We start from the raw sequence: 22,006 nt of genomic DNA on the forward strand, positions 1-22,006 counted from the left end.
GGCGCCGTGCGGTGCGCGGAGTTGTCCTCGCGCGTCGTCGCTCGACGCGTGCCATATCTCGGCGGTCCGCGGCGCTATCGGTGTCCGTAGCGCAGTTCGTAGAGGTCGCGGTCGTGGTCGGTGATCTTGCCGTGGTCGACCAGTTCGGGGTTCAGGCCGTGCTGGACCAAGCGGAAGCGGCGCCAGACGTAGCTGAGCGCGACCGTGAAGACGACCAGCGGAATGATCATCATCACGATCAAGCCGATTTTCAGGGGCAAAGGCCCGGGGAACAGCAGCACCAAGGCGAAGAACGGGATGATCGGCCCGAGAAAACGGACGAGATATCGCTCCATGGCCCCGTGTCCGACGAGGTCGTGGATGACCCACTCGTGCAGCTCCTCGGGGAGCTCGCGGCCCAGATCGTAGGCGATCCGTTGCCTTAACGTGGGGGCTTTCATACCTCCAGGCTATGCCCGTGAGATAAGTCACCGCTAGGTCCCGATGCGGCTCAACCTCGTCCGTGCCTGCGCTCGTAGTCGAGGCGTTCCCGCTCGTCCCGTAGGCGGGCGTCGGCGTCCGCGAGCGCGGGATCGAGACCGTGCTTGATCAACCGGTGACGCCGGTAGACGTACAGCAGCGCCACGGTGAAATAGATCAGCGGGATGTACAGCAGCGCCATCATCGCCAGCCCCATCCACAACGGGCCGGGCAGCAACAGGAACAGCATGAGCACCGGCAGCACCGGAACCAGGAACCGCAGCAGATAACGCCGCGTAGCGCCGGGACCGACCAAATCGTCGCGCACCCAGTCGGACATCGATTCCGGCAGCGTGCGGCCACAGATGTAGCCGATTCGCTGACCGAACGAAGGTTTGGCGCTCACCACTTCAGCATCCCGACCGCGCTGTCACACGCGCAACTCCTATCTTCGGGCGTGAAATGCGGCTATCTGGGTGACCAGGTTGTGCGTGGTGTGCTGCACGGCGATCTTGACGAACGGTTCGATGGTCTTGCCCAGCGCTCGCCCCGCCAAGCCTCCGGGCACCCGGTAGTCCACGATCGCGTCGACCGTGCACAAGCCCTCGCCCTTGTCGTGGAACAGGAACGTGGACTCGACATCGAAACCCTTGATCGACTTGACGCCGATCGCGTAGTCCTTCTCCCAGCGGACGACCTCGATCCGCGACTTCAGCGAGGCGGGCCCCAATTTCATGTGCCCGTCGAAAGTGGCGCCGAGTCCTTCGGTCCGCGCACCGACCGGGGTGAAGGATTGAATGCCGTGCAAGAAGCGCGACAGGTTCTGGTAATCGTTCACGTATGCGAACGCGGACTCCGCCGAGGCCGCGCAATCCTCGACGATCTTCACTTCGGTCATGCGCAAACACTAACCGGCGTGGCGATTCGGCTCAGGCGGTGACCGCGAGCGTCGCGGCCAGACCGAAGGCGAGCGCCATCACGACCACCTCGGTGACCGCGCGACGCAACGAGTCCTTCGCGTCCATCCGGTGGCCTGCCGCCCGCGGCACCCAGCTGCGCCGCCACCACCAGCCGAGCGCGAGCAACGCGAGCAACACCGCGGTCTTGGCGAGCAGGATCCGGCCGTAGCCGGTGCCGACGAACGCACCCATCCCACCGACTCGGACCAGTCCGTTGAGCAGCCCGGTCACCGCGACGACCGCCACCAAGGGCAGCGCCACCGCCGAATATCTCGGCAGCGCGACCGCCCACTCGCCGCGGGTCCGCACGACCAGTACCAGTGCGATCAGCAGCCCGAACCAGGCGCCCGCCGCCAACGCGTGCACCGCGGCGAGCACCGAGCCGAACGCCTGCTGCGACATGTGTCCGGTGATCGGCCGCAATGCCAGCGCCACCGCGGCGAACACCAGGACCAGGTCGGCGGAGGTGGACTCGGGCCGCCGGAAGGCCAGCGCGGACCCGACGGCCACCGTCGCCACGCCGACCAGGATGGCGATCCCCACCTGTCCACCGCTGACGTCCACCAGGTAGGTGCCGAAATCCGCGGCGCCGAGTTCGCTCACCGGAACGCCGACCACTTCGGCCGCCTCGAAGATCAGCACGGCGAACTCGGCGACCCACCAGATCCCGGCCAGGACCGCGAGCAGACGCCACGGTGTCCGCAGGCGCGGCGTCACCCTGGGCAGAGCGGCCAATCCGAGCGCGGTCGAACCGACCCCGTCGGCCACGACCCGGACCACCGCCTCCCCGGGCAGTGGCCCTGGCAGAATGAGCACCCAGGCGAGTGCGACCCCGAGCAGCGCGGCGGGGACGGTTGGTAGCAGTGCGGGCCAAGGCGTGACGCGGGGAGCGCGCCGAGCGCCGCCCCGGCCGCCGATCTTCACCTCGCTCACCGCTTCGCGCCGCGGCTCCTGCCGCCGAACAACGCGAACGCGAGTCCGCCGCCGAACAGCGCGACCGCGCCGGCGACGAACACCCACAGCGGAATCCCGCCCGAGTCGTCGGAGCTGTCGCCGGCTTTGGCGTTCGGTTTCGGTCCCGGCGCGCCGTTGCCCGGCTTACTGAGCGTGAACTGGCGCTTGCCGCTGACCGGGTGCCCGTCGGCCGAGGTCACGCGGTAGGCGATGGTGTACTCGCCGACCGGACCCAGCTCGCCCAGAGCGACGCTGACCGTGTTGCCCTCGACCACCGGCTCACCCTTGGACCACAGATTGCCGTCCGGCCCGACGACGGTGAGCGACGGGAAGCTGGGTTGCAGTTCCTCGTTGAACATGACGCTGACGCGCGCCGGGCCGCTGTCCACCGTCGCTTTGTCCTCCGGGACGCTTCCGGTGGCAGCGGAGTGCGCGGCGGCGACTCCGGTCGCGGCGATGCCGAAGCCGAGCAGGAACAGGCCCGTCACGAGGGCGCTGAGCAGGCGGCGGGTCATGCGCGCCGCCCGCGGATCACGTTCCCGAGGCCGAGCGCGACGCCGAGCAGGCCGAGCGCGAGGCCGATGCCGCCGAGCCAGCGGGCCGTGTCGTCGCTGTGGTCGACGTCGTCGTCGGCGGCTTCGCTGCTCACCTTGTGCCCGTCCGCGTCGTGTTCTTCACCGGCGGTGAGGGTCATCGACGGGGCGGGACGCTCGGGTTCCTCGCCGTCCTTGTCGACCGGCTGGTCCCACTTGACCACCTTGCCGTCGGAATAGGTCTGCTGGGCGGGGAAGCTGACCGAATCCAGTTCGGGCAGCGGACCGAGGGACACCGCGAAACGCTGGAACTGACCGGGCGGAATGCCCGGGGCGCCCGGGTCGGCGGTCCAGGTGATCGCGGTGACCTCTTTCTTGTCGTTGCGTTCGACCTTGGCCGACCATCCGGGAATCGGTTCGGTGCGAGCGGATTTCAGGTTGGGCAGGGTGACGGTGAGCGCCGTGGTGCTCGCGGTGTCCGATTCGGTGGGGACCCGGAAGGTGGCGACGGTGTATCCGCCTCGGGCCGCGCCGGGGGCGTCCACCGTGACGTGTGCCGCGGCGGTGCCGCCTGCGAGCAGAACGAGAGCCGCGGTGGCCGTCGTCGCGACGGCGCGCGAAATCGAGCTGTGCATGCTGAAGCCTTCTGTGCGAAAGGAATGGATGTCGGAGGATCAGCCCGACACCGGCGGGGCGCGGGGGCCGAGCGCACCGTGGGGAGCACAGCGATATGGCGGAAGGCCGGGATCCGGCCGGTGCGGCACGATGGTGATCCGCGCCCGCCGCGGCGGTGCGAGGATCGCGCGCAAGGCACCGGAGGCGGCGGTGTAGAGCCGCTCGGCAAGCACGATCAACGCCGCGCAACCGACCGTCGCGACGGTATGCGCGAGCAGCATTCCTCCGGTCGGCAGCGGCGGATGCGTCGCCGCGGTGGCGCCTGCGGGGTGGGCATGGTCGAGGAGTACCGACAACGCGGCATGACTGAACAGCTGACCGGCGCCGAGCAGTCCGGCGACGACGGACGGCCGCGAGCGTCCTCGCACGGCTCCCGCCGCGGACCCCACGGCGGCGGCGATCGACAACAGCAGTGTCAGCTCGGTGGAGCCCGGCGCACCTCCACCCGCGGCCCCGTGTGCCGCGACGGCGAGCACTCCGACGAGCACGCCGATCAGACCACCGCGCAGGTGGCCGGTGATCGGGTGCGGGGACATCGGTACGAGGAAGGTCAGCGCACGCCGAGCCGGGCCAGGATGTCGGACTCGATCCCGGACAGCTCGTGGGAGATCGACGCGTGCACCGACCGGCGACGGTTGGCGGGCATCTGGTCGGAGGTGTGCACGGCGGCGGTCAGGCTGCCGAGGCGGTCCTTGGTGGCGGCGACGAACTTCTGCGTCTCGCCTTTGTCCTTGCCGTTCTGCCCGCTGATCTTCTCCAGCGCCGCTTCGGCATTCGTGATGCGCGCCTGGAGCTTGGCGCCGTGCCCGGAGAAGTCACCGAGCTGGTCGATCCCGACGCCGAGCTGCTGGGCGCGGCGGGTGTCGAGCTGCCCGCGCAGGAGGGTGGCGCCGCGATAGGCGAGCGGGGCGAGCACCGGGATGAGCACGCGCGCCACGCCGAGGTACTTTTTCACCTGGCCCGCGCTGAACGGATCGCGTTCGGCCTTCGCCGCCAGCTTCAGCGCGGCTTTCTCCTCCGCCTGGAATGCCGCGATCTGCGCTTTGGCGACCTTGCGCTGGGTGCGGGCCTCCGCGCGGCGAGCCTTGCGGTCGTTCTTCGCGGCCAGCTTGGCCTCGATCGCGGCCTTGTGCTTGAGGGCTTTCGCCTCGGCCCTGCGGCTCGGCCGCCGCTTGCGCTTCGTGAACAACCCCATCGAAGGCCCTCCGTCATGCTGGTTCGCCATGGCAGTACGACGCCGGGGAAGCCCGTCCGCCCATGTCACACGCTTTGCCGTTACCCTATCGGGTCCATGGTGGCAGCTGCGAGGGTAGTGCGGTCCGCAGGCGCTGGAATTCAACACTGTCGGGGGTAGGGACCATACTGCATAGCGTGGATTCGGACATCGGTGACCGGGATGGTCGCAAGCGCAACGGAACGGCCGTCGATCGGGCCACCGACGTGCCGACCGCCTTCATCGATGCCAGGGCGTTGATCGGTTGCCGCCACCGCCTGCGTCTGGACGCCACGCACCCCGAAGCGCTGGTGGGCATCGCCGAGGACGCGGGCGTGCGCCAGCGCCGGGATGCCGCCGCAGCGCACCGCAGCCGGGTGCGCGACGCGCTGGTCGGCGCGGACCCGGACGCCTGGGTGGTGATCGATCCGGGGCTGCGCGCCGCCGAGCGTGCCGCGGCGACGATGCGCGCGTGCGAAGACGGCGCGCGACACATCTGGGGCGGACTACTACCGCAGGAGCCCGACACCGGTAGGCGCGGGGGCGCGGAGATCCTGCTGCGCGACGCCGAGCGCGGCGGATACATCCCGATCATCGTGGTGAACCACAAGGTGACCGACCCGCGCCAACCCGAGCCCGCCGACTTCCACCCCACCACCTCCGACCCCTATCACTGGAATCCGCAGCCGGATCCGCACCGCAAACTGCGTCAGCAGCCCCGCGACCAGCAGCGGCTCGCTCATTTGCACCGGATGCTGCAACGTCACGGTCTGGCCGGCCCCGCGCTGCTCGGCGGCGTGATCGGCTTCGACTTCGACCGCATCCTGGTGCACGATCTGGCTCCGTTGCTGGCCGACTACGACCGCCGCTACGCCGACCGGATCGCGGTGGTGCGCGGCGAGCTGCCGACCGTTCCGTCGAAGGTGCCCGAGTGCAGGCAGTGCCCGTGGTGGACGCGGGGGATCGAGGGTCCCGGCTGCGAGGGTTGGCTGATCGAACATCGCGACGTCAGCCTGGTGGCGCCCGGCTCGCGCGCCGAGGTGCTGCGCAGGCACGACGTCGAGACCATCGACGAACTCGCCGCCTGGGTGGGCGATGATCCCGAGGACTGGCAACACGGCCCGTTCGACGAGGCCGTGGTGACGGCGCGAGCGTGGATCGCTGGGGCGCCGTTGGTGCGGCGGGTCGAGCGGGTGCGGGTGCGACGGGCGGACGTGGAGGTCGACGTCGACCTGGAGAGCTTCCAGGAGTACGGCGCGTACCTGTGGGGAACGCTGCTGAACGGCGTATACCGCCCCTTCGTCACCTGGGACCCGTTGCCCACGGAGGACGAGGGCCGCTCCTTCGGCGAGTTCTGGACTTGGCTGATGAGGGTGCGCGCCGAGGCGGCCGCGGCGGGTAAAACGTTTGCCGCGTATTGCTATTCGCGTACCGCCGAGGACAAGTGGCTGTACGAGTCGGCACGCCGGTTCGCGAGCCGCCCCGGTGTGCCGACGGTGGAGCAGGTGCGCGCGTTCGTCGACGGGCCGCAGTGGGTGGACATGTTCCAGGCCGTCTCCGACCAGTTCATCTGCCCGAATGGCAAGGGGCTGAAGAAGATCGCTCCGGTCGCCGGGTTCTCGTGGCGCGATCCCGAGGCGGGCGGCGAGGCATCGATGAGCTGGTACCGACGCGCGGTCGGTTACGACGGCGCCACGCCCGACCAGACCCAGCGCACCCGATTGCTGGAGTACAACGAGGACGACGTCCGCGCCACCCAGGTGCTGCGCGAATGGATGACCACCCGCGCCGACGAAGAGGTCCCCGGTCTCGCCGATTTCCGGCAGGTTCCCCTGTTGCGGCCGCACGCGGCCGTTCCGGGTGGCGCCGTGGTGCCTCCTTCGGCCACGTAGTTCGGGCGCGGCGGTACGATCGCGACGTGACAGAGCACGTCGAACAACTCGAGTTCCAGGCAGAGACCCATCAGCTGCTCGAGCTGATGATCCATTCCGTCTACTCCAACAAGGACACCTTCCTGCGGGAGCTGATCTCGAATTCCTCCGACGCGCTGGACAAGCTGCGGCTGGAGTCCTTTCGGGACAAGGATCTGCACGTCGACACCTCCGACCTGCACATCGAGCTGGAGGTCGACAAGGACAACCGGATCCTGACCGTCCGGGACAACGGCATCGGCATGTCGCGCGCCGAGGTCGTCGACCTGATCGGCACCCTCGCCAAGTCCGGTACCGCAGAACTGCGCAAGAAGCTGAACGAGGCCAAGTCCGAGGCCGCGGCCGAGGAGCTGATCGGCCAGTTCGGCATCGGTTTCTACTCGACTTTCATGGTCGCCGACAAGGTCTCCCTGACCACCCGCCGGGCGGGGGAGACCACCGGCACCCGATGGGAATCGAGCGCGGGCAGTTCCACCTACACGATCGAAGAACTCGACGAGGCGCCGCAGGGCACCTCGGTCGCGCTCCACCTCAAGCCGGTGGACGAGGAGGATCACCTCTTCGACTACACCCTGGAGTGGAAGCTGCGCGAGATCGTCAAGAAGTACTCCGACTTCATCGCTTGGCCGATCCGCATGCAGGTCGAGCGGACCGTCACCGAAGGCGAGGGGGAGGACGCCAAGGAGACGACCATCCTCGAGGACCAGACGCTCAACTCGATGAAGGCGCTGTGGACGCGTCCCAAGAGCGAGGTCTCCGACGAGGAGTACAAGGAGTTCTACAAGCACGTCAGCCACGGCTGGGACGATCCGCTGGAGATCATCCCGTTGAAGGCCGAGGGCACCTTCGAGTACCAAGCGCTGCTGTTCATCCCCTCGCACGCGCCCTTCGACCTGTTCACCCGTGAGCACAAGCGCGGTGTCCAGCTCTACGTGAAGCGGGTGTTCATCATGGACAACTGCGAAGAGCTGATGCCGGAGTACTTGCGCTTCGTCAAAGGCGTGGTGGACGCGCAAGACCTGTCGCTCAATGTCTCGCGGGAGATCCTGCAGCAGGACCGGCAGATCCAGATGATCCGCAAGCGGTTGGTGAAGAAGGTGCTGTCCACCGTCAAGGATCTGCAGGGCGCGGAGGACCAGACGAGCTACCAGACGTTCTGGAAAGAGTTCGGCCGCGTCCTGAAGGAGGGTCTGCTCTCGGACTTCGACAACCGCGAGACCATCCTGCAGGTCTCCTCGTTCGCCTCGACGAACTCCGAGACGGAGTTGACCACGCTCGCCCAGTACGTGGAGCGGATGCCCGAGGGGCAGGACACGATCTTCTACATGACCGGCGAGACCCGTCAGCAGGTCGAGAGCTCCCCGCATCTGGAGGCGTTCAAGGCGAAGGGCCGCGAGGTGCTCATCCTGACCGACCCGGTCGACGAGATGTGGGTCGGCTCGGTGCCGGAGTTCGACGGGAAGGCGTTCCAGTCCATCGCCAAGGGCGAGGTCGATTTGGAGACCGAGGAGGAGAAGAAGGCCTCCGAGGCGCTGCGTGAGCAGCAGGACAAGGAATTCGCCGACGTGCTGGCGTGGCTGGGCAAGACGCTGGAACACAGCGTCAAGGAGGTGCGGCTGACCAACCGGCTCACCACCTCCCCGGCGTGCCTGGTCGGTGACGTGTTCGACTTCACGCCGATGCTGGAGCGGATGTACCGGGCCTCGGGTCAGGCGCTGCCGGAGAGCAAGCGGATTCTGGAGCTCAACCCGACGCACGCGCTGGTCACCGGCCTGCGCGACGCGTACGCGGCCAAGAAGGAGGAGGCCGAAGCGGGCACGGCGACCGAACTGTCGGAGACCGCCGAGCTGCTGTTCGGCACGGCGGTGCTCGCCGAGGGCGGCGAGCTGAAGGATCCGGCGCACTTCGCGCACATCCTCACCGATCGGCTCACGCGCACGCTGTGAACCGTTCGCGGCCGGAGGACCACGCCGAGGTCCTCCGGCCGCGCGCCGGGTCATGTTTCGGCCATTTTCCGGTTACGGTGACCGTCGAGGTGGCATATTCGCAGGACTGGGGAGTTCGCCCCCGGGTGGCGCGGTTAGATGTGGATGCCTGAAAGGATTCTCACGACATGTCCGCAAACCCGCTCGCCGTCGCGGAGCCATGGGATCTCGTCGCCGACGGATATGCCGAATTCGCGCCCGCCATCATGGGACCGTTCTCGGCGCGTGCGCTCGAGTTCGCCTCGCTCACACCCGAGTCGCGGATCGTGGACGTGGCGGCGGGACCGGGCACGCTGAGCCTGCTGGCCGCTCCTCATGTGGCGCACGTCGAGGCCATCGACTTCTCCGAGTCGATGATCGCGCGCTTGGCGCAGGACGCCGCCGCCGCCGGGCTGGCGAATATCCGTGCGCGAGTGGGTGACGGACAGGATCTGCCGTACGAATCCGATCAATTCGACGCGGGCTTCTCCCTGTTCGGACTGATGTTCTTCCCCGAGCGCGCGCGAGGCTTCGCCGAGTTGTTCCGCGTGTTGCGTCCCGGCGGCACGGCGGTGGTGTCGAGCTGGGCGCCGATCGCGGACTCGCCGCTGATGCGGATGATGTTCGGCGCTTTGACCGCGGCCGATCCGAATATCCAGGAGCCGCAACCGAACTTCCTGAGCCTGGAGAATCCCGAGCTCTTCGAATCCGAGATGCGCGGCGCGGGTTTCGAAGCCGTGTCCATCCAGCGGCATTCGATCGCGCTCACCTTCGACAGCCCCGAGGAGATGTGGGAGACCATGGTGCGCAGCAGCGCCCCGTTGGAGCTCATGCGCCACAGCGTGAGCGCGGAGGTCTGGGCTCGGCGCGCCGCGGTGATGAAAGCGTTTCTCGCCGAGAAATACCGACCGAACTATCCGTTGTCCACCACGGCGTATCTCGGTATCGGACACAAGCCGCAGGGGTGAAAGACTGCGGCGCGCGGTCCTTCCGGGGGAAGGACCGCGCGCCCGCGGGATGGTGGCGTGCGATTACCGCGGAGCCATGCGCAGCGCGCCGTCCATGCGGATGGTCTCGCCGTTCAGGTAGTCGTGCTCGACGATGTACTGCGACAGCTGCGCGTACTCGTCCGGGCGGCCCAGGCGGGACGGGAAGGGCACGCCCGCCTCGAGGCCCTTGCGGTACTCCTCGGTGACGCCGGCCAGCATCGGGGTGTCGATGATGCCGGGGGCGATGGTGTTCACCCGGATGCCGAACTGGGCCAGGTCACGCGCGGCCGGAACGGTCATGCCGTGCACGCCGCCCTTGGAGGCCGAGTAGGCGATCTGACCGATCTGGCCTTCGAACGCGGCGACCGAGGCGGTGTTGATGATGACGCCACGCTGGCCGTACTCGTCCACGGCGTCGGTCTTGGCGATCGCGTCGGCGGCCAGCCGCATGACGTTGAAGGTGCCGAGCAGGTTCACCGTGATGACCGTGCGGAACAGCTCCAGGTCGTGCGGGCCGTTCTTGGACAGGATGCGGCCGGCCCAGCCGACACCGGCGCAGTTGACCACGATGCGCAGCGGCGAGCCGGACTCGACGACCTGCGCAACAGCGGCGCTGACCTCGTCGTTGCTGGTGACATCGGCGGGAATGAGGGTGACCCCGGCGGGGACGTTGTCGCCGGCGCGCTCGATCGACTGCGGTACGTCGAGTCCGAAGACGGTGGCGCCGAGATCGGCGAAACGCTTGGCGGTGGCGGCGCCGAGGCCCGATGCGCCTCCGGTGACAATGGCGGCGGAACCCGAAATCTCCACGATGGTCCTCTCGTTCGTGACAGCCAGTTGGCCTTTCGTCAATTGCACCCTAACCGGTGCTCGGCGCGCGGCCCTGCACGGCTCCCTCGCCCGCTGCCACGGCGCGTGAACCCGTGTCGCCGACGCGCACCCCTGTCCCGTGAACCGGCCGAACCGACCGCGCAGAATGGAGCAGCCCAGTCAGCTCGACCGGATAGCGGAGTCACCGTATGACCGAATCGGCCCTCAGCGCACGCCTACCCCGGGGCAGGCACGGCCTACCCCGAGAGCAGGTGATCGCCTCGCAGCGCGAGCGGATCCTCGTCGCGACGGCGGAGGCCATGGCCGAGAACGGGTACATCGGAACGTCGGTCGCGGCGATCCTCAAGCGGGCGGGCGTGTCGCGGGAGACCTTCTACGAGCAGTTCCGTTCCAAAGAGGACTGCTTCGAGGCAGCTTACGAGCGCGCTGTGCAGCTACTGCTCGATCGGATCGCCGAAGCCACCGATACCGAAGAGAGTCCGGCCGACGTGGACGCCATGGCTCGAATGGATCGGATCTTCTGCGCCTATCTGCAATATCTGGTGGACGACCCGGCCAGCGCGCGGCTGTTCTTGGTCGAGGTCTTCGCGGTGGGGTCCGCGGCCATCGCGCGCCGGGCCCAGCTGCAGGAGCGGTTCGTGGAGCTGATCGCCGCCGTGCTCGACGCGCGGACCGAGCAGCAGCGTTTCGCCTGTCAGGCCTTGGCGGCCGCGATCGGCTCGATGGTCACCGCTCGGATCGCGGCAGGAGACTCCGACGGTCTGCTCGCGCTGCGAGAACCACTGCTGGATCTGCTGCGCCGGGGTGGCGGACTGTATGGAGCTGCGCTGTGCTCGTGCGGCGAGCCATCCGCGTGAGCAGCAGCGCCGCACCGGCCAGCGTGGGAGCGAGCGCGGCGAGCCCGGCGACGGCGGCGCCGCCGAGGGCCGGTGCGCTCGCGCCGAGCAGGGTCGCCGCACCGAAGTAGAGGAACAGCAGTCCAGAGCCGATGCCGATCGCGTGCTCCGGCAGGTGCTTGCCGACCAGGATGCCTGCCGCGATGGCGAGCGCGTCGGCGGCGACCATGCCGATGGTCGAGCCCAGCCAGACGCCCACCCAGTCGTAGTCGGTGGCAAGCGCGGCGGTCGCGAACATGGTCCGGTCGCCCAGTTCGGCGAGCAGGAACGCCGACAGCACCACGAGGAACGGCGCGCCGGCGGCCCTCGGCGTCTTGGGCGCGGGATCGTCATCGCCGGGGCCGAAGTGCTCGCGCAGGGTCCACAGGCCGACGGCCAGGAAGGTGATCGCGGCGATCAGCGAGATCGCCCTGGTGGGCAGGGCCGAACCGAGGAAATGGCCGACGCCGACCGAGATCAGGTGTACCGCGGCCGAGGCCGTCGCGATGCCGCCGAGCACCACCCACCAGCGATAGCGCAGCGCGAACGTCAGCGCCATCAATTGGGACTTGTCGCCCAGCTCGGCGAGAAAGACGATGCCGATACTCAGCAAGACGGTGGCGATCATGTGTGGCGGCTCCCAGGTCTCCGGCCTGCCGGTCGGAGAGATGGATGGCCTCCGGCCGACAACGAAAGGTTGTCCAGGCCGAAGGTCTCGCCCACCGACGGAAGCCGGTTCACACAGCCGGACCCGGCCCATGGCAGGGCGGCGGGTCAGTATGTCGACTGTGCGATTGGGGGCTACTCCCCTTCGCTGCTCCCGACTCTACCCGGCGGGCTCAGCTCTTGCCAACCCGTTGTAATCGAAATCGCAATGCGCACAATAAGTTTGGCGATCCACGTGGCAAGTTTCGGTTACCCTCACGCGGCCAGCAGCATAGCCAGAACCGCAGTGTCGGGATCGCTGATCGGGTCGAGTCCGACCCGGCTGACCAGGGAGGTGACCGTTCCGTCCGACTCCGCCTCGACCCAGGCGGCCCGGTGCTCCAGCCCCAGATGGGGCACGCCGGGCAGCAGGACGCAGCCGGATGCCGCGCCGGCGCATTCGGGCAGCGACGGCCGGGTTTCGGAAGGAGGATGCAGCACCAGCAACGCCGGTGGCACATGCTCGGCGAACCGGCCCGGCTCCAGCGCTTCCTCACCCACGACGGGACCTTCGGCCAGCACCAGGCCGACGGTGCCCGGAGCGGGGTCGTCGGGCAGGTCCTCACGGACGCCGAACACCGTGGAGGTCGTGAGCAGCCCCGGCAGCGTGGCCACACGCACCGCGAGCACGAGTACTTGCGCCCACTCCTTGGTGGTGTCCGGCCAGCGTCCGGAGATCACGAAGCCTCGCAGGGATCCGCGCGCGTGGAACGGCGTGATGCCGATCGGTTCGTTCGTGCGCATTTCTGCCTCCCGTCGTCTCACCGGGGGCGACCTTGCCCGTCCATTTGGTCTGGATTCCCGAATATGAACCACGAGTCACCTGGCACACAAGTACCAAAGAGTGCCAATCGGACACTCGGAGGCCGTGGGGGCAGCAATCGCGCTGCGTACCCGGCGGAGCGGGCTCGACCTCGCCGGCTTCCGATTCGTGGTGGGTGGACGGATGTTGCGGGCAAAGTGCCCGCGCAGCCGGGAAACAGAACGGGTCCGCGAACCCGGCCGCGCGTGGCGCGACGGATTCGCGGACCCGTTCCGGTGTGCCGAGCGGGCTCAGCCGAAGATGAGACCCTTGGCCTGCGAAGTGGCCTTGGCGAAGCGCTCCTGCACGTCGGCCCAGTTGACGACGTTCCAGAACGCGGTGACGTAGTCCGCCTTCACGTTCTTGTACTGCAGGTAGAAGGCGTGCTCCCACATGTCGACCTGCAGCAGCGGGATGATGCCGAGCGGAACGTTGGCCTGCTGGTCGTAGAGCTGGAAGGTCAGCAGCTTCTGGCCGAGGGTGTCGAAGCCGAGCACCGCCCAGCCGGAGCCCTGCAGACCGTTGGCCGCCGCGGTGAACTGCGCGCGGAACTTGTCGAACGAACCGAACTGGTCGTCGATCGCCGCGGCCAGTTCGCCGACCGGCTTGTCACCGCCGTTGGGGGAGAGGTTCTTCCACCAGATCGAGTGGTTGACGTGCCCACCCAGGTGGAACGCGAGGTTCTTCTCGTGCAGGAAGATGGCGCTGTGATCGCCCGACTCGCGAGCGGCTTCCAGCTTCTCCAGTGCGGTGTTCGCACCGGCGACGTAAGCGGCGTGGTGCTTGGAATGATGAAGCTCGTTGATCTGCCCGGAGATGTGGGGCTCCAGGGCGCTGTAGTCGTAATCCAGATCTGGCAGCGTGTACTCAGCCACGATGTCCCTTCCTATGTCGGGCTGGTTGTGCCCGTTGTTCCGCGCACAGCCAACCATCATTCGTACACCCGGTCGATTCCAACCTGGGCCGACGTTCGCGCATTCCGGTGACGCCGCTCACACCCGGCGGGTCGGGCGTCGTCACATCACGCACAACGGCACCACAGGAAACGCACGCGTAGCATCGAACCATGTCGTGGTACGACGAACTAGTGGGGCGTCTGAGCCTCCCCGAACCCGCCGTGGTCACTCCCGAACAAGCCTTGCCCGGCCGGCCGGAACCGCTCGACGTGCCGGATACCCATTACGTCAACGGCCACCCGATCTGTCCGCCGTTTCCCGATGGGCTGCAACTGGCGGTCGTCGCGATGGGCTGTTTCTGGGGCGCCGAGAAGAGTTTCTGGGAACTCGACGGCGTCTACACCACAGCAGTCGGTTACGTCGGCGGGTACACGCCGAATCCCACCTACGAAGAGGTGTGCAGCGGGCGGACCGGTCACACGGAAGCGGTGCTCGTCGTATTCGATCCGGCGGTGATCGATTACGCGGGCATCCTCAAGCACTTCTGGGAGAACCACGATCCCACCCAGGGGATGCGCCAAGGCAACGACCGTGGCACCCAATACCGGTCGGCCGTCTTCACCTTCGGGACCGAGCAGGCCGACCTCGTCCGCTCGACGGCGGAGGTATACGGCAAGCGTCTGGCCGCGGCGGGATACGGCCGGATCACCACGGAGGTCGCACCGCTGCCCGGACTGGCGGCCTTCTACTACGCAGAGGGCTATCACCAGCAGTACCTGGCGAAGAATCCCGGCGGATACTGCCCGGTGCACGCGACCGGCGTGAGCTGCCCTGTGGGCTTGGAAGCCTGATCGCCCGACAAGGGAGAACCGCGCATTCGAGCGCGGATGCGCGGTCCCCGCGACGAGTAGCAACCGGGCCGATTACAGCGGCGGAGCGATGCCTGGACGAGTCGCACGTGGATCGCCCGCGTCGTGCGCCTGCCACCATCGCGCACCGCCCGCGATGAAGTCTTTCAGTGGGATCTGCTTGCCTCGCGCGTCGTACACGACGATGTCGTCGAACCACACCCGGACATCCAGCTCGCGCGGATCGATACCCTCCTCCTGCGAGAACTCCAGAACGTGCGCGGACTCGTGATCATCGATCCGGGTGTCGAAGCTGAGCAGCTCGCTCCACAGCGCCCAGCCGCTGTCATCGATATCGATGAACTCCCAGCCGTGCAGCCGCCCGCCGCCGAAGCTGCGGATGGCCTGGTCCAAGCCGTCCAGGCGCAGCGGCAGCACCCTGGGTGCCAGGTCGTCCCAGTGCTGGGTCCGCAGTGAAGCGGCGACCCGGCTCACGCCGGTCAGTGTCACCTGCACCCGGTAGTCGTCGGCCGCTGTCCCCTGCTCCGGGAGAGTCAGTACTTCCAGGTCGAGCCGCAGTTCGTCGGCAGCCTCGTCGACGGCGAGACCGAGGCACGCGGCCTCGGACAACGCGACGTTCAGCCCTGCGGTGTCCATTCCGTGGCGAAGCCCCCTGCTCACGTTCATGCGCCCAGGCTAGGCGATCGCCGTCGCCGAGACGGGTTATTTCCGCGGCGATCCGGATTTCATGGAACCGAATGCGCCCCCGCCCCGTCCAAGTAGATATCGGAGCCTCCTCGGCCGCAGGTTCCGAGGTCGGCGACGAATGGCCGCTCCGGGATGGACATGGAGGGGAGTCCCGGATCGGTCATTCGCATCGCGCGTTAGGGAGTGAAGCGGGTCACCCGTCAGGTAAAGGGTCCAGTTACGGACCGAAAGCCCGAAAACGGCCCGAAATAGTAGCTACTCGGTTGCCTGGGCGCCTGACCATTGCGGCGGAGTGTCCTCGACGGCCGCGCCTTGTGGATCAAACTGTGGATTATGTGGATAACTTCGACGGAGTTATGCACAGGTCGCATCGAGCGGGCGCGCGGTCGAGTTTCGGAGAGGAGAACATACCTGAAGTCGAAGGTCGCTGTCGAGGGCGTCCCCGGGCATGGAACTGCACGGCGGTCCGCCGCCCATGGCAGGATCGAAACTGTGACGAGCCCCCACGTTCCGTCGGTCACGGTGGAGGACCTGCCTGCCGTATTCGACAGCAGCGCGCCCGCGTCGGCCGACCAGCCGCGACCGGTCCTGCTCGACGTCCGTGAGGACGACGAGTGGCAGCTGGGGCACGCTCCGGGTGCGATGCATATCCCGATGGTCGACGTGCCCGCCCGGATCGATGAGCTGGAGTACGACGCGGATCTCTACGTCGTCTGCAGGCAGGGCGGCCGATCCCTGCAGGTGGTCGAATACCTCACGCACATCGGGTATCAGGCCATCCAGGTCCGAGGCGGCATGGTGGCGTGGCAGCAGGCAGGCCGCCCGCTGGTCGCGGAGGGCGGCCACGAGGCGAAGATCTACTGACGAGAGAACGAGGTGCGCGGGTGAGTACGGTGGTGCAACCTTGTGCGCGTTGCGGTGCGCGCTGGGCCGTGCAAGGGGCGCCGATGCACTGGTGCCCGCGTTGCCGCGGCGTGCTCCTTTCGCCCGCGCCGATCGACGCGCCCGCCGCCCGCCGCAACTACCGCTGGGTGGCGCGTAAACCCGACCACCGCGGCCGCCGAGCGCAACCGCCCGCCCCGACGATCACGGAGAGCCGGACGCCCCGGTACACGCAGATCCCGCGCTGGGGTCTGATCGATCCGCCCCCGCAAGCCAAGGGCGCGGTACGCCGTCCGCTCGGCAAACTGACCGACTCGGTGACCGGACTGCTCCTCGCGACAGTGTGCGTGTTCGCGCTCGCGGCTGTCGCAGAACTGGTGCGCTACGCGGTCTTGTTGCACAACCGGACGCGCCTGATCCACCCCGCCGCGCTCTTCGCCTCGGACGCGTTCGTGATCGGCACCGCGGTGCTCGGGATCGTGCTCGCGCTGCTGGCTGCGTTGGCCACGGTCGGAAGGTTGATCGAGATCAGGCGGTCGGCCTACGCCGCCGCCGGGCGGCGCGACCCGCGTTCGCCGCGAGCGCTCGCGGCCGGGTGCCTGGTCCCGGTGGTGAACCTGGTGTGGCCGGGAATCTTCCTGAGCGAAGTGGCCGCGCTCCAAGGCGACCCCCGTGCGCGCGGTGCTATCCGGATCTGGTGGGCCGCCTGGGCGTTCAGCGGCCTCCTCGCGGCCGCCGCGCTGCTGTGGCGTTCCGCGGATTCGTTGCAGGCCAAGGCCGACGGCGTGCTGTTCACCGCCTTCACCGACGCGGTCGCCGCGGCGGTCGCGCTCCTGACCCTCTGGGTGCTGCGCACGATCGAGGGACGTGACCTGCTCGGTCGTACCCGGTCCACGCGCCGCTGGTTGATCGCGGTCGATCCGGCCGTGCCGGTGATCGAGCCGGTGCATCCCGGCGGACGGGAAACCGCGGCCGAACCGGCGCGCGCCGAGCTGGACGCCGCGACGCACGAGGACAACGGTGCTGAGGACCGTGAGCAGAAGGAGGTCATGGCCAAGTGAGCCACGGCAGTCGCGCGCCATTCGTCGTCGCGCATCGAGGCGCCTCGGCGGCGCGTCCCGAGCACACGCTCGCCGCCTACGAGCTGGCGCTCCAGGAAGGCGCCGACGGCGTCGAATGCGATGTCCGGCTGACCAGGGACGGGCATCTGGTGTGCGTGCACGATCGCACCGTCGACCGGACCTCCTCGGGCAGCGGGCTGGTCAGCGAGATGACGCTGGAGGAACTGCGGGCCCTCGACTTCGGCTCCGACGGCGCGCCCGCCTCGGTGCTGACCCTCAGCGAGTTGATCGGCCTGGTGCTGGACTGGCGCAGCAGGCCGACCAAACTGTTCATCGAGACCAAGCACCCGGTCCGATACGGCGCGCTGGTCGAGAACAAACTGCTCGCCGAGCTCCAGCGGTTCGGCATCGCCACCCCCGCCTCGGCCGACCATTCCCGCGCGGTCGTGATGTCGTTCGCCGCCACGGCGGTTTGGCGCATTCGCCGCGCCGCGCCGCTGCTGCCCACCGTTCTGCTCGGTGAGTCGTCGCGCTACCTGGGCGGGTCGGCCGCCACCACTGTCGGCGCGACCGCCGTCGGCCCCTCGGTGAAGACCTTGCGTGAGCACCCCGAGTTGGTCGACAAGGCCGCCGCCGCGGGCCGTGCCACCTACTGCTGGACCGTCGATGATCCGCACGACGTCCAACTGTGCGCCGACCTCGGTGTCAGCTGGATCGCCACCAACCATCCCGGCCGTACCAAGTCGCTGCTCCCCGCTGCCTGAACCGGATCCGGGTGACTCTCTGTCGAGGCTTACCCGCAGTCGACCACCACCGCACGCGATAACAGCTGCCCCGAGTGCCCGCCGCGTCCGCGCCGAAGTCGCCGACGGCGGTCGATTCCACGCGAGCCATAAAGGCCGCGAACACCCAGCGCCACAGGCGCTGGAGGAACGAACACAGGTGTAGGTTGACCCCTCGTGGGTAAAAGCAAGCGCAACAGTCCTAAGCCCGGCGGAAACCGGGCGCAGCGTCTCGCCGAGCGGCGAGCGGCGCAGGAGCAGGCGGCGCAGGCCGTCACGCGTCCGTTCGAGGGCTTGGCCGCGGAGTGCGATCTGGTCGCGCTGCGCGAATTCGTTCCGTCGGCCACCGCGCAGCTGACGCTGTCGCCCGCGATCGCGGCCGAGCGCTCGGTCGTGCTCGGCACGGTGCTGCCCGGCGCGGTGGCCGCGCTGGTGCGCGCCGGTGACGAGCCCAGCGGCTACGTCGGCGCGCAGGTGCAGTTCCAGGGCGCGGACCCGGCCGCCGACCTGGCCGCGGCGATCCTGTGGACCCAGTCCGCCGAGCCCGGTGATTCGCTGACCTCCGTGGAGAGCGTCGCGGGCGGTCCGCGGCTGGCCGATGTCATCGATCCCGCGGCGAGCCTGGAGCTGACCGTCCACCAGGACTTCGACTGGTGGGTGCCCGCGGGCGTCGAGCCCGACCCGCAGGTCGCCGCCACCATCGAGCAGGCCAAGCAGGCGATCATGCCTTCGGCGCGGCTCGGGCTGGACGCGGACGCGATCGGCGCCGCCTGGTGGGTGGACGCGGGGGAGAAGGCGCATATCCGCTGGGTGCGCCCCGAGGACGAGGACGCGCTCATGCTGGCGCTCGCTCGCGTGCACGCCGCGGGCGGTCTGCATCTGGGTGAGGGTTCCCGCTTCGCCGGGTCGTTCCGCACGCACGGCGTGCTGGTCCCGGTGTTCGACCTGGACCACGAGCGGCACCCCGACGAATGGGTGAAACCCGCGGCCGAATTCGGTGCGCGCCTGTCCGAGGCGCTGGCCGTCGACGCGCCGTTGACGGCCGAGGAGCGGCGCTCCCGCGACGGCTTGCGGTCGCGTCAGGTCACTTTGCGCTGAGTCGCGATCCCCGGCATTACGTGAGAAACTTCTGCGTCCTCGGCAGCTGATCCGTATTGCGATTGCCGCCGATACTGCTGGAACTTAGGGAAGACTCACCGAACTGCTGTGTAATGTGGCGAAACCGTCGTCGCGATGCCGCGGATCGACTCGACGCCGATAGCAACCATGAATAGCGATAGGCCCGGTTCCGTGGCGGAAACCGGGCCTATCGGTATTTCGGCGATTTCCGTCAGACGGAGCCGCCTGCCACCGAAGGCGCACCGGAGGCATCGCTCGGGCCGCTCATTTCCCGGGCGACGAAATCCTCCAAGTCGAACAGGTTCGACCCGGCGCGATCGGCGATCGTGAGGAGGGTGGTCATGTTCGCGACTTCCTCGACCTGTTCCTTCAGGAACCATTGCATGAACTGTTCACCGAGGTAGTCGCCTTCTTCTCGAGCCGTGCTCGCCAGCTGGATGATCTGTTCGGTGACCGTCTTCTCCTGGGCGAGCGCCAGCGCGATCGGCTCCCTGGCAGTCTCGAACCGCGATTTCGCGGCGTCGATACCGGAGATCTCGATGCTGATATCCCGGTCCAGGAAGTACTGCACGATCATCATCGCGTGATTGCGCTCTTCGACCGCCTGCTTGTAGAACCGCTTGGCCAGCTGCGGCAGATCGGCATTGTCGAACCACACCGCAATCGCGATGTACTGATGCTCGGCATTGAATTCGTGCCGAATCTGATCGTGCAACAGGCTATGGAATTTGCTGCGTGGGGATTCCGGATGGCTTGACATGGCATCGACATTAGCGCTGGTCAAGTCGCGTGTCATCCAAGTGCAGCCTTATTGAGGCTAGTGTTGCCTAATTAATTCCGCGCTGTTCCAGCCATTTTCGGCGCCGGGATATCGGTGCGCGGCCGCGTCCGCATCTCGCGGGCCACGAACTCCTCGACGTCGAACAACTGCCCGTCGGCGCGGTCCAGGACAGCCAGCAGTGTGGTCATCCCGGCAACGCTCTTGACTTGTTCCTCGAGGAACCACCGGATGAATCGTTCGCCCAGATAGTCGCCGGAGGTGCGGGCAGCACGAGCCAGCTCACCGATCTGAGTGCTGCGGGCCTGCTCGATTCGCAGCAGCACAGCGACTGCGCCGCGCGGGCTTTCGAAGATCGATTCGATCTCGTCCAACCCGCCGATCCGCACCGGGAGGTCCCGGTCGAGCAGGTACTGCACCATGCGCAGCGTGTTGCCGTGATGCTCGCGGGACCTGGCGTAGGCGTGCCCGGCCAGCTGCGGCAGCCTGCGTGAGTCGAAGTACACGGCGGCGGCGAGATATTGCTGGGCAGTGGTGAATCCGTGACGGATCTGCGTGCGCAGCAAGTCGGGGAAGGACTCGTCGGCATCGTCGGTGTCCGGCATGGCACAGACGCTACCGCGTCAGCAGATCCTCCGGGATGGCGCGGTCGTCGGCCAGCGCGTCGAAGAACCGGCTCGCCTTCTCCTTGTCCCACAGCACGACATTGCCGCTGGCGGTGTCGTCGAATCCGCCGACCGGCACCGCCGTGGCGACGGTCTCGCCCCGCAGCGCCCAGCCCAGCCCGCCGAGGTGCCAGATGTGGTCGCCGTTGTCGACCTTCAGCGACTTGGCGGTGTCGGAGGCCAGCGGCCAGAGCTTGAAGGGATTGGCCAGGGTGGCGCCGCTGGTGGCCTTCTTCAGCAGGGCGGCCATGAAGATCCGCTGGTTGTTCATCCGGTCCAGATCGGCGAGCGCGGTCGCGCGGCTGCGGACGAAACCGAGGGCCTGCGGGCCGTTGAGGCGCTGGCAGCCCGCGGGCAGGTCGATGCCGGCGAGCGGGTCGTCGATGGGCTTCGGGACGCAGACGTCGATGCCGCCGAGCGTGTCGACCACGCTGGCGAAGCCACCGAAGCCGATCTGCGCGTAATGGTCGATGCGCAGGCCCGTGGCGATCTCCACGGTCTGCACCAGCAGCGCGGGGCCGCCGATGGCGAACGCGGCGTTCAGCTTGTCCCTGCCCTGGCCCGGAATGCTGACGTACGAGTCGCGCGGCAGGCTGACCAGGGTGGTCTTGCCCGATTTCGGCACATGCACGAGCATGATCGTGTCGGTGCGCTCGGGGCCGACCTCGCCGCCGGTGGCGAGTTCCCGCTCTTGCTCGGGGGACAGGCCGCCGCGGCCGTCGGAGCCCACCAGCAGCCAGTTCGTGCCGGGGGTGTCGCCGACGCGCTGGGCGTAGTTCGCGAGCGCGGGGATGCGGTTGAGCGAGTTGTCCAGCTTGATGACGGCGCCGACGGCGGCGAGCACCAGGACCAGCACGATCACCAGGAACCAGCGGAAGGGGTGGCGCTTGCGGCGCGGTCGTGGCGCCCGCGCCGGGCGCGCGCCGCGCGGCGGCACCGGCGGCGGGCCTTCGCGATACGGGCGCGGTTTGCGGGTCGGTGCGTGAGGCGGCTCGTCGTCGTAGCGGACCGGCCGCTGGGTGGGGGCGTGAGGTGGACCTTCCTGATGCGGGACCGGGCGCTGGGTAGGGGCGTGCCTGCGGGCCGGGGCAGGCGGCGGCATGCGTCGTGGCGGTTCCGGGGGGACCTGCGAATATGCCAACGGGTGCGCGTGCGGGCCGGCCGTTCCGTCGCGCCGCATGACCTGCGTGGGCTCGATCTGCGGCGGGCCACCGGGTGCCGGAGGGGGCATGCGGCGGGGCATCGGAGGTTCACCGGGCCTGCCGGGCGGCGGCATCCGGCGCGTACGCGCGTTGCGCTGGGGGTCGTCGCCATTCATCACTGTGACTCTACTTATCCGGCCGTTGTGAGGTGCCGCATGTGGACACCGGGCGCACG

At 68.3% G+C, this 22,006-nt stretch carries 24 protein-coding genes and 1 pseudogene; 9 read left to right on the forward strand and 16 right to left on the reverse strand.

Features of this window, described 5'->3' with window-relative positions:
• Nucleotides 1-74 precede the first annotated feature (74 nt).
• The 8 genes from K8O92_09205 to K8O92_09240 are packed head-to-tail and all read right to left on the reverse strand — an operon-like array spanning nt 75 to nt 4,775.
• A complete protein-coding gene (locus K8O92_09205) occupies nt 75-440 on the reverse strand; it encodes a DUF5313 domain-containing protein (protein UAK34050.1) in 366 nt (121 codons plus the stop codon).
• Between the two features lie 50 nt (nt 441-490).
• Nucleotides 491-868, reverse strand: coding sequence for a DUF5313 domain-containing protein (locus K8O92_09210; GenBank protein ID UAK34051.1), 378 nt, complete (start codon nt 866-868; stop codon nt 491-493).
• A gap of 36 nt (nt 869-904) precedes the next feature.
• Nucleotides 905-1,357, reverse strand: coding sequence for an SRPBCC family protein (locus K8O92_09215; protein ID UAK34052.1), 453 nt, complete (start codon nt 1,355-1,357; stop codon nt 905-907).
• Nucleotides 1,358-1,388: 31 nt separating this feature from the next.
• Nucleotides 1,389-2,336 carry a CopD family protein gene (locus K8O92_09220; GenBank protein UAK35554.1) on the reverse strand — a complete coding sequence of 316 codons (948 nt, stop codon included), beginning with the start codon at nt 2,334-2,336 and terminating at the stop codon, nt 1,389-1,391.
• A gap of 11 nt (nt 2,337-2,347) precedes the next feature.
• Nucleotides 2,348-2,887 (reverse strand): copper resistance protein CopC, encoded by a 540-nt coding sequence (locus K8O92_09225; GenBank protein UAK34053.1) that lies wholly within the window; start codon nt 2,885-2,887, stop codon nt 2,348-2,350.
• Complete coding sequence (locus tag K8O92_09230; protein ID UAK34054.1) at nt 2,884-3,540, reverse strand: YcnI family protein; 657 nt, start codon at nt 3,538-3,540, stop codon at nt 2,884-2,886. The genes K8O92_09225 and K8O92_09230 overlap by 4 nt, the downstream gene beginning before the upstream one ends.
• Before the next feature lie 39 nt (nt 3,541-3,579).
• Complete coding sequence (locus K8O92_09235; protein UAK34055.1) at nt 3,580-4,116, reverse strand: hypothetical protein; 537 nt, start codon at nt 4,114-4,116, stop codon at nt 3,580-3,582.
• 14 nt (nt 4,117-4,130) lie between these two features.
• Nucleotides 4,131-4,775 (reverse strand): DUF6474 family protein, encoded by a 645-nt coding sequence (locus tag K8O92_09240; GenBank protein UAK34056.1) that lies wholly within the window; start codon nt 4,773-4,775, stop codon nt 4,131-4,133.
• 245 nt (nt 4,776-5,020) lie between these two features.
• Between K8O92_09240 and K8O92_09245 the strand changes: the two genes are divergently transcribed.
• From K8O92_09245 to K8O92_09255, 3 genes are all read left to right on the forward strand, one after another.
• On the forward strand, nt 5,021-6,685 hold the full coding sequence (locus K8O92_09245; GenBank protein ID UAK35555.1) for a TM0106 family RecB-like putative nuclease: 1,665 nt from the start codon (nt 5,021-5,023) through the stop codon (nt 6,683-6,685).
• 26 nt (nt 6,686-6,711) lie between these two features.
• Nucleotides 6,712-8,670 (forward strand): molecular chaperone HtpG, encoded by a 1,959-nt coding sequence (gene htpG, locus K8O92_09250; GenBank protein ID UAK34057.1) that lies wholly within the window; start codon nt 6,712-6,714, stop codon nt 8,668-8,670.
• A gap of 167 nt (nt 8,671-8,837) precedes the next feature.
• Nucleotides 8,838-9,656 (forward strand): methyltransferase domain-containing protein, encoded by an 819-nt coding sequence (locus K8O92_09255; GenBank protein ID UAK34058.1) that lies wholly within the window; start codon nt 8,838-8,840, stop codon nt 9,654-9,656.
• Between the two features lie 63 nt (nt 9,657-9,719).
• On the opposite strand, the gene K8O92_09260 is transcribed toward K8O92_09255, so the two are convergent.
• Nucleotides 9,720-10,487, reverse strand: coding sequence for an SDR family NAD(P)-dependent oxidoreductase (locus tag K8O92_09260; protein ID UAK34059.1), 768 nt, complete (start codon nt 10,485-10,487; stop codon nt 9,720-9,722).
• Nucleotides 10,488-10,696: 209 nt separating this feature from the next.
• On the opposite strand from K8O92_09260, the pseudogene K8O92_09265 reads away from it, so the two are divergent.
• A pseudogene (locus tag K8O92_09265) lies at nt 10,697-11,338 on the forward strand (TetR/AcrR family transcriptional regulator).
• Here the strand turns inward: K8O92_09265 and K8O92_09270 are convergent.
• The 3 genes from K8O92_09270 to K8O92_09280 all read right to left on the reverse strand — a co-directional run bounded on the left by K8O92_09270 (nt 11,235) and on the right by K8O92_09280 (nt 13,765).
• Entirely contained in the window at nt 11,235-12,011 is a 777-nt protein-coding gene (locus K8O92_09270) for a TMEM165/GDT1 family protein (protein ID UAK34060.1), read from the reverse strand. The pseudogene K8O92_09265 and the gene K8O92_09270 sit on opposite strands and share 104 nt — an antisense overlap.
• A gap of 293 nt (nt 12,012-12,304) precedes the next feature.
• Nucleotides 12,305-12,832, reverse strand: a complete 528-nt coding sequence (locus K8O92_09275; GenBank protein ID UAK34061.1) for a peptidase — start codon at nt 12,830-12,832, stop codon at nt 12,305-12,307.
• Nucleotides 12,833-13,141: 309 nt separating this feature from the next.
• Nucleotides 13,142-13,765 carry a superoxide dismutase gene (locus K8O92_09280; GenBank protein UAK34062.1) on the reverse strand — a complete coding sequence of 208 codons (624 nt, stop codon included), beginning with the start codon at nt 13,763-13,765 and terminating at the stop codon, nt 13,142-13,144.
• A 191-nt stretch (nt 13,766-13,956) separates the two neighbouring features.
• On the opposite strand from K8O92_09280, the gene msrA reads away from it, so the two are divergent.
• Entirely contained in the window at nt 13,957-14,637 is a 681-nt protein-coding gene (msrA, locus tag K8O92_09285) for a peptide-methionine (S)-S-oxide reductase MsrA (protein ID UAK34063.1), read from the forward strand.
• A gap of 72 nt (nt 14,638-14,709) precedes the next feature.
• Here the strand turns inward: msrA and K8O92_09290 are convergent, their stop codons facing one another.
• Nucleotides 14,710-15,291, reverse strand: coding sequence for a hypothetical protein (locus K8O92_09290; GenBank protein UAK35556.1), 582 nt, complete (start codon nt 15,289-15,291; stop codon nt 14,710-14,712).
• 384 nt (nt 15,292-15,675) lie between these two features.
• Here K8O92_09290 and K8O92_09295 point away from each other — a divergent pair, with 384 nt between their 5' ends.
• From K8O92_09295 to K8O92_09310, 4 genes are all read left to right on the forward strand, one after another.
• Nucleotides 15,676-16,206, forward strand: coding sequence for a rhodanese-like domain-containing protein (locus K8O92_09295; protein UAK34064.1), 531 nt, complete (start codon nt 15,676-15,678; stop codon nt 16,204-16,206).
• An 83-nt stretch (nt 16,207-16,289) separates the two neighbouring features.
• Nucleotides 16,290-17,285 carry a DUF4328 domain-containing protein gene (locus K8O92_09300; GenBank protein UAK34065.1) on the forward strand — a complete coding sequence of 332 codons (996 nt, stop codon included), beginning with the start codon at nt 16,290-16,292 and terminating at the stop codon, nt 17,283-17,285.
• Nucleotides 17,282-18,049: a glycerophosphodiester phosphodiesterase gene (locus K8O92_09305; GenBank protein UAK34066.1), complete on the forward strand. Its 768-nt coding sequence runs from the start codon at nt 17,282-17,284 to the stop codon at nt 18,047-18,049. The genes K8O92_09300 and K8O92_09305 overlap by 4 nt, the downstream gene beginning before the upstream one ends.
• A 195-nt stretch (nt 18,050-18,244) precedes the next feature.
• On the forward strand, nt 18,245-19,165 hold the full coding sequence (locus tag K8O92_09310) for a DUF5926 family protein (GenBank protein ID UAK34067.1): 921 nt from the start codon (nt 18,245-18,247) through the stop codon (nt 19,163-19,165).
• A 232-nt stretch (nt 19,166-19,397) separates the two neighbouring features.
• Here K8O92_09310 and K8O92_09315 read toward each other — a convergent pair whose 3' ends face one another.
• The 3 genes from K8O92_09315 to K8O92_09325 all read right to left on the reverse strand — a co-directional run bounded on the left by K8O92_09315 (nt 19,398) and on the right by K8O92_09325 (nt 21,947).
• The gene (locus K8O92_09315) at nt 19,398-19,946 is read right to left on the reverse strand and encodes a ferritin (GenBank protein UAK34068.1); all 549 of its coding nucleotides are present in this window, start codon (nt 19,944-19,946) and stop codon (nt 19,398-19,400) included.
• 71 nt (nt 19,947-20,017) lie between these two features.
• A complete protein-coding gene (locus K8O92_09320) occupies nt 20,018-20,569 on the reverse strand; it encodes a ferritin (protein UAK34069.1) in 552 nt (183 codons plus the stop codon).
• A 10-nt stretch (nt 20,570-20,579) separates the two neighbouring features.
• Complete coding sequence (locus tag K8O92_09325; protein ID UAK34070.1) at nt 20,580-21,947, reverse strand: LCP family protein; 1,368 nt, start codon at nt 21,945-21,947, stop codon at nt 20,580-20,582.
• Nucleotides 21,948-22,006 lie beyond the last annotated feature (59 nt).

Source organism: Nocardia asteroides (genome assembly GCA_019930625.1).
Lineage (GTDB): Bacteria > Actinomycetota > Actinomycetes > Mycobacteriales > Mycobacteriaceae > Nocardia > Nocardia sputi.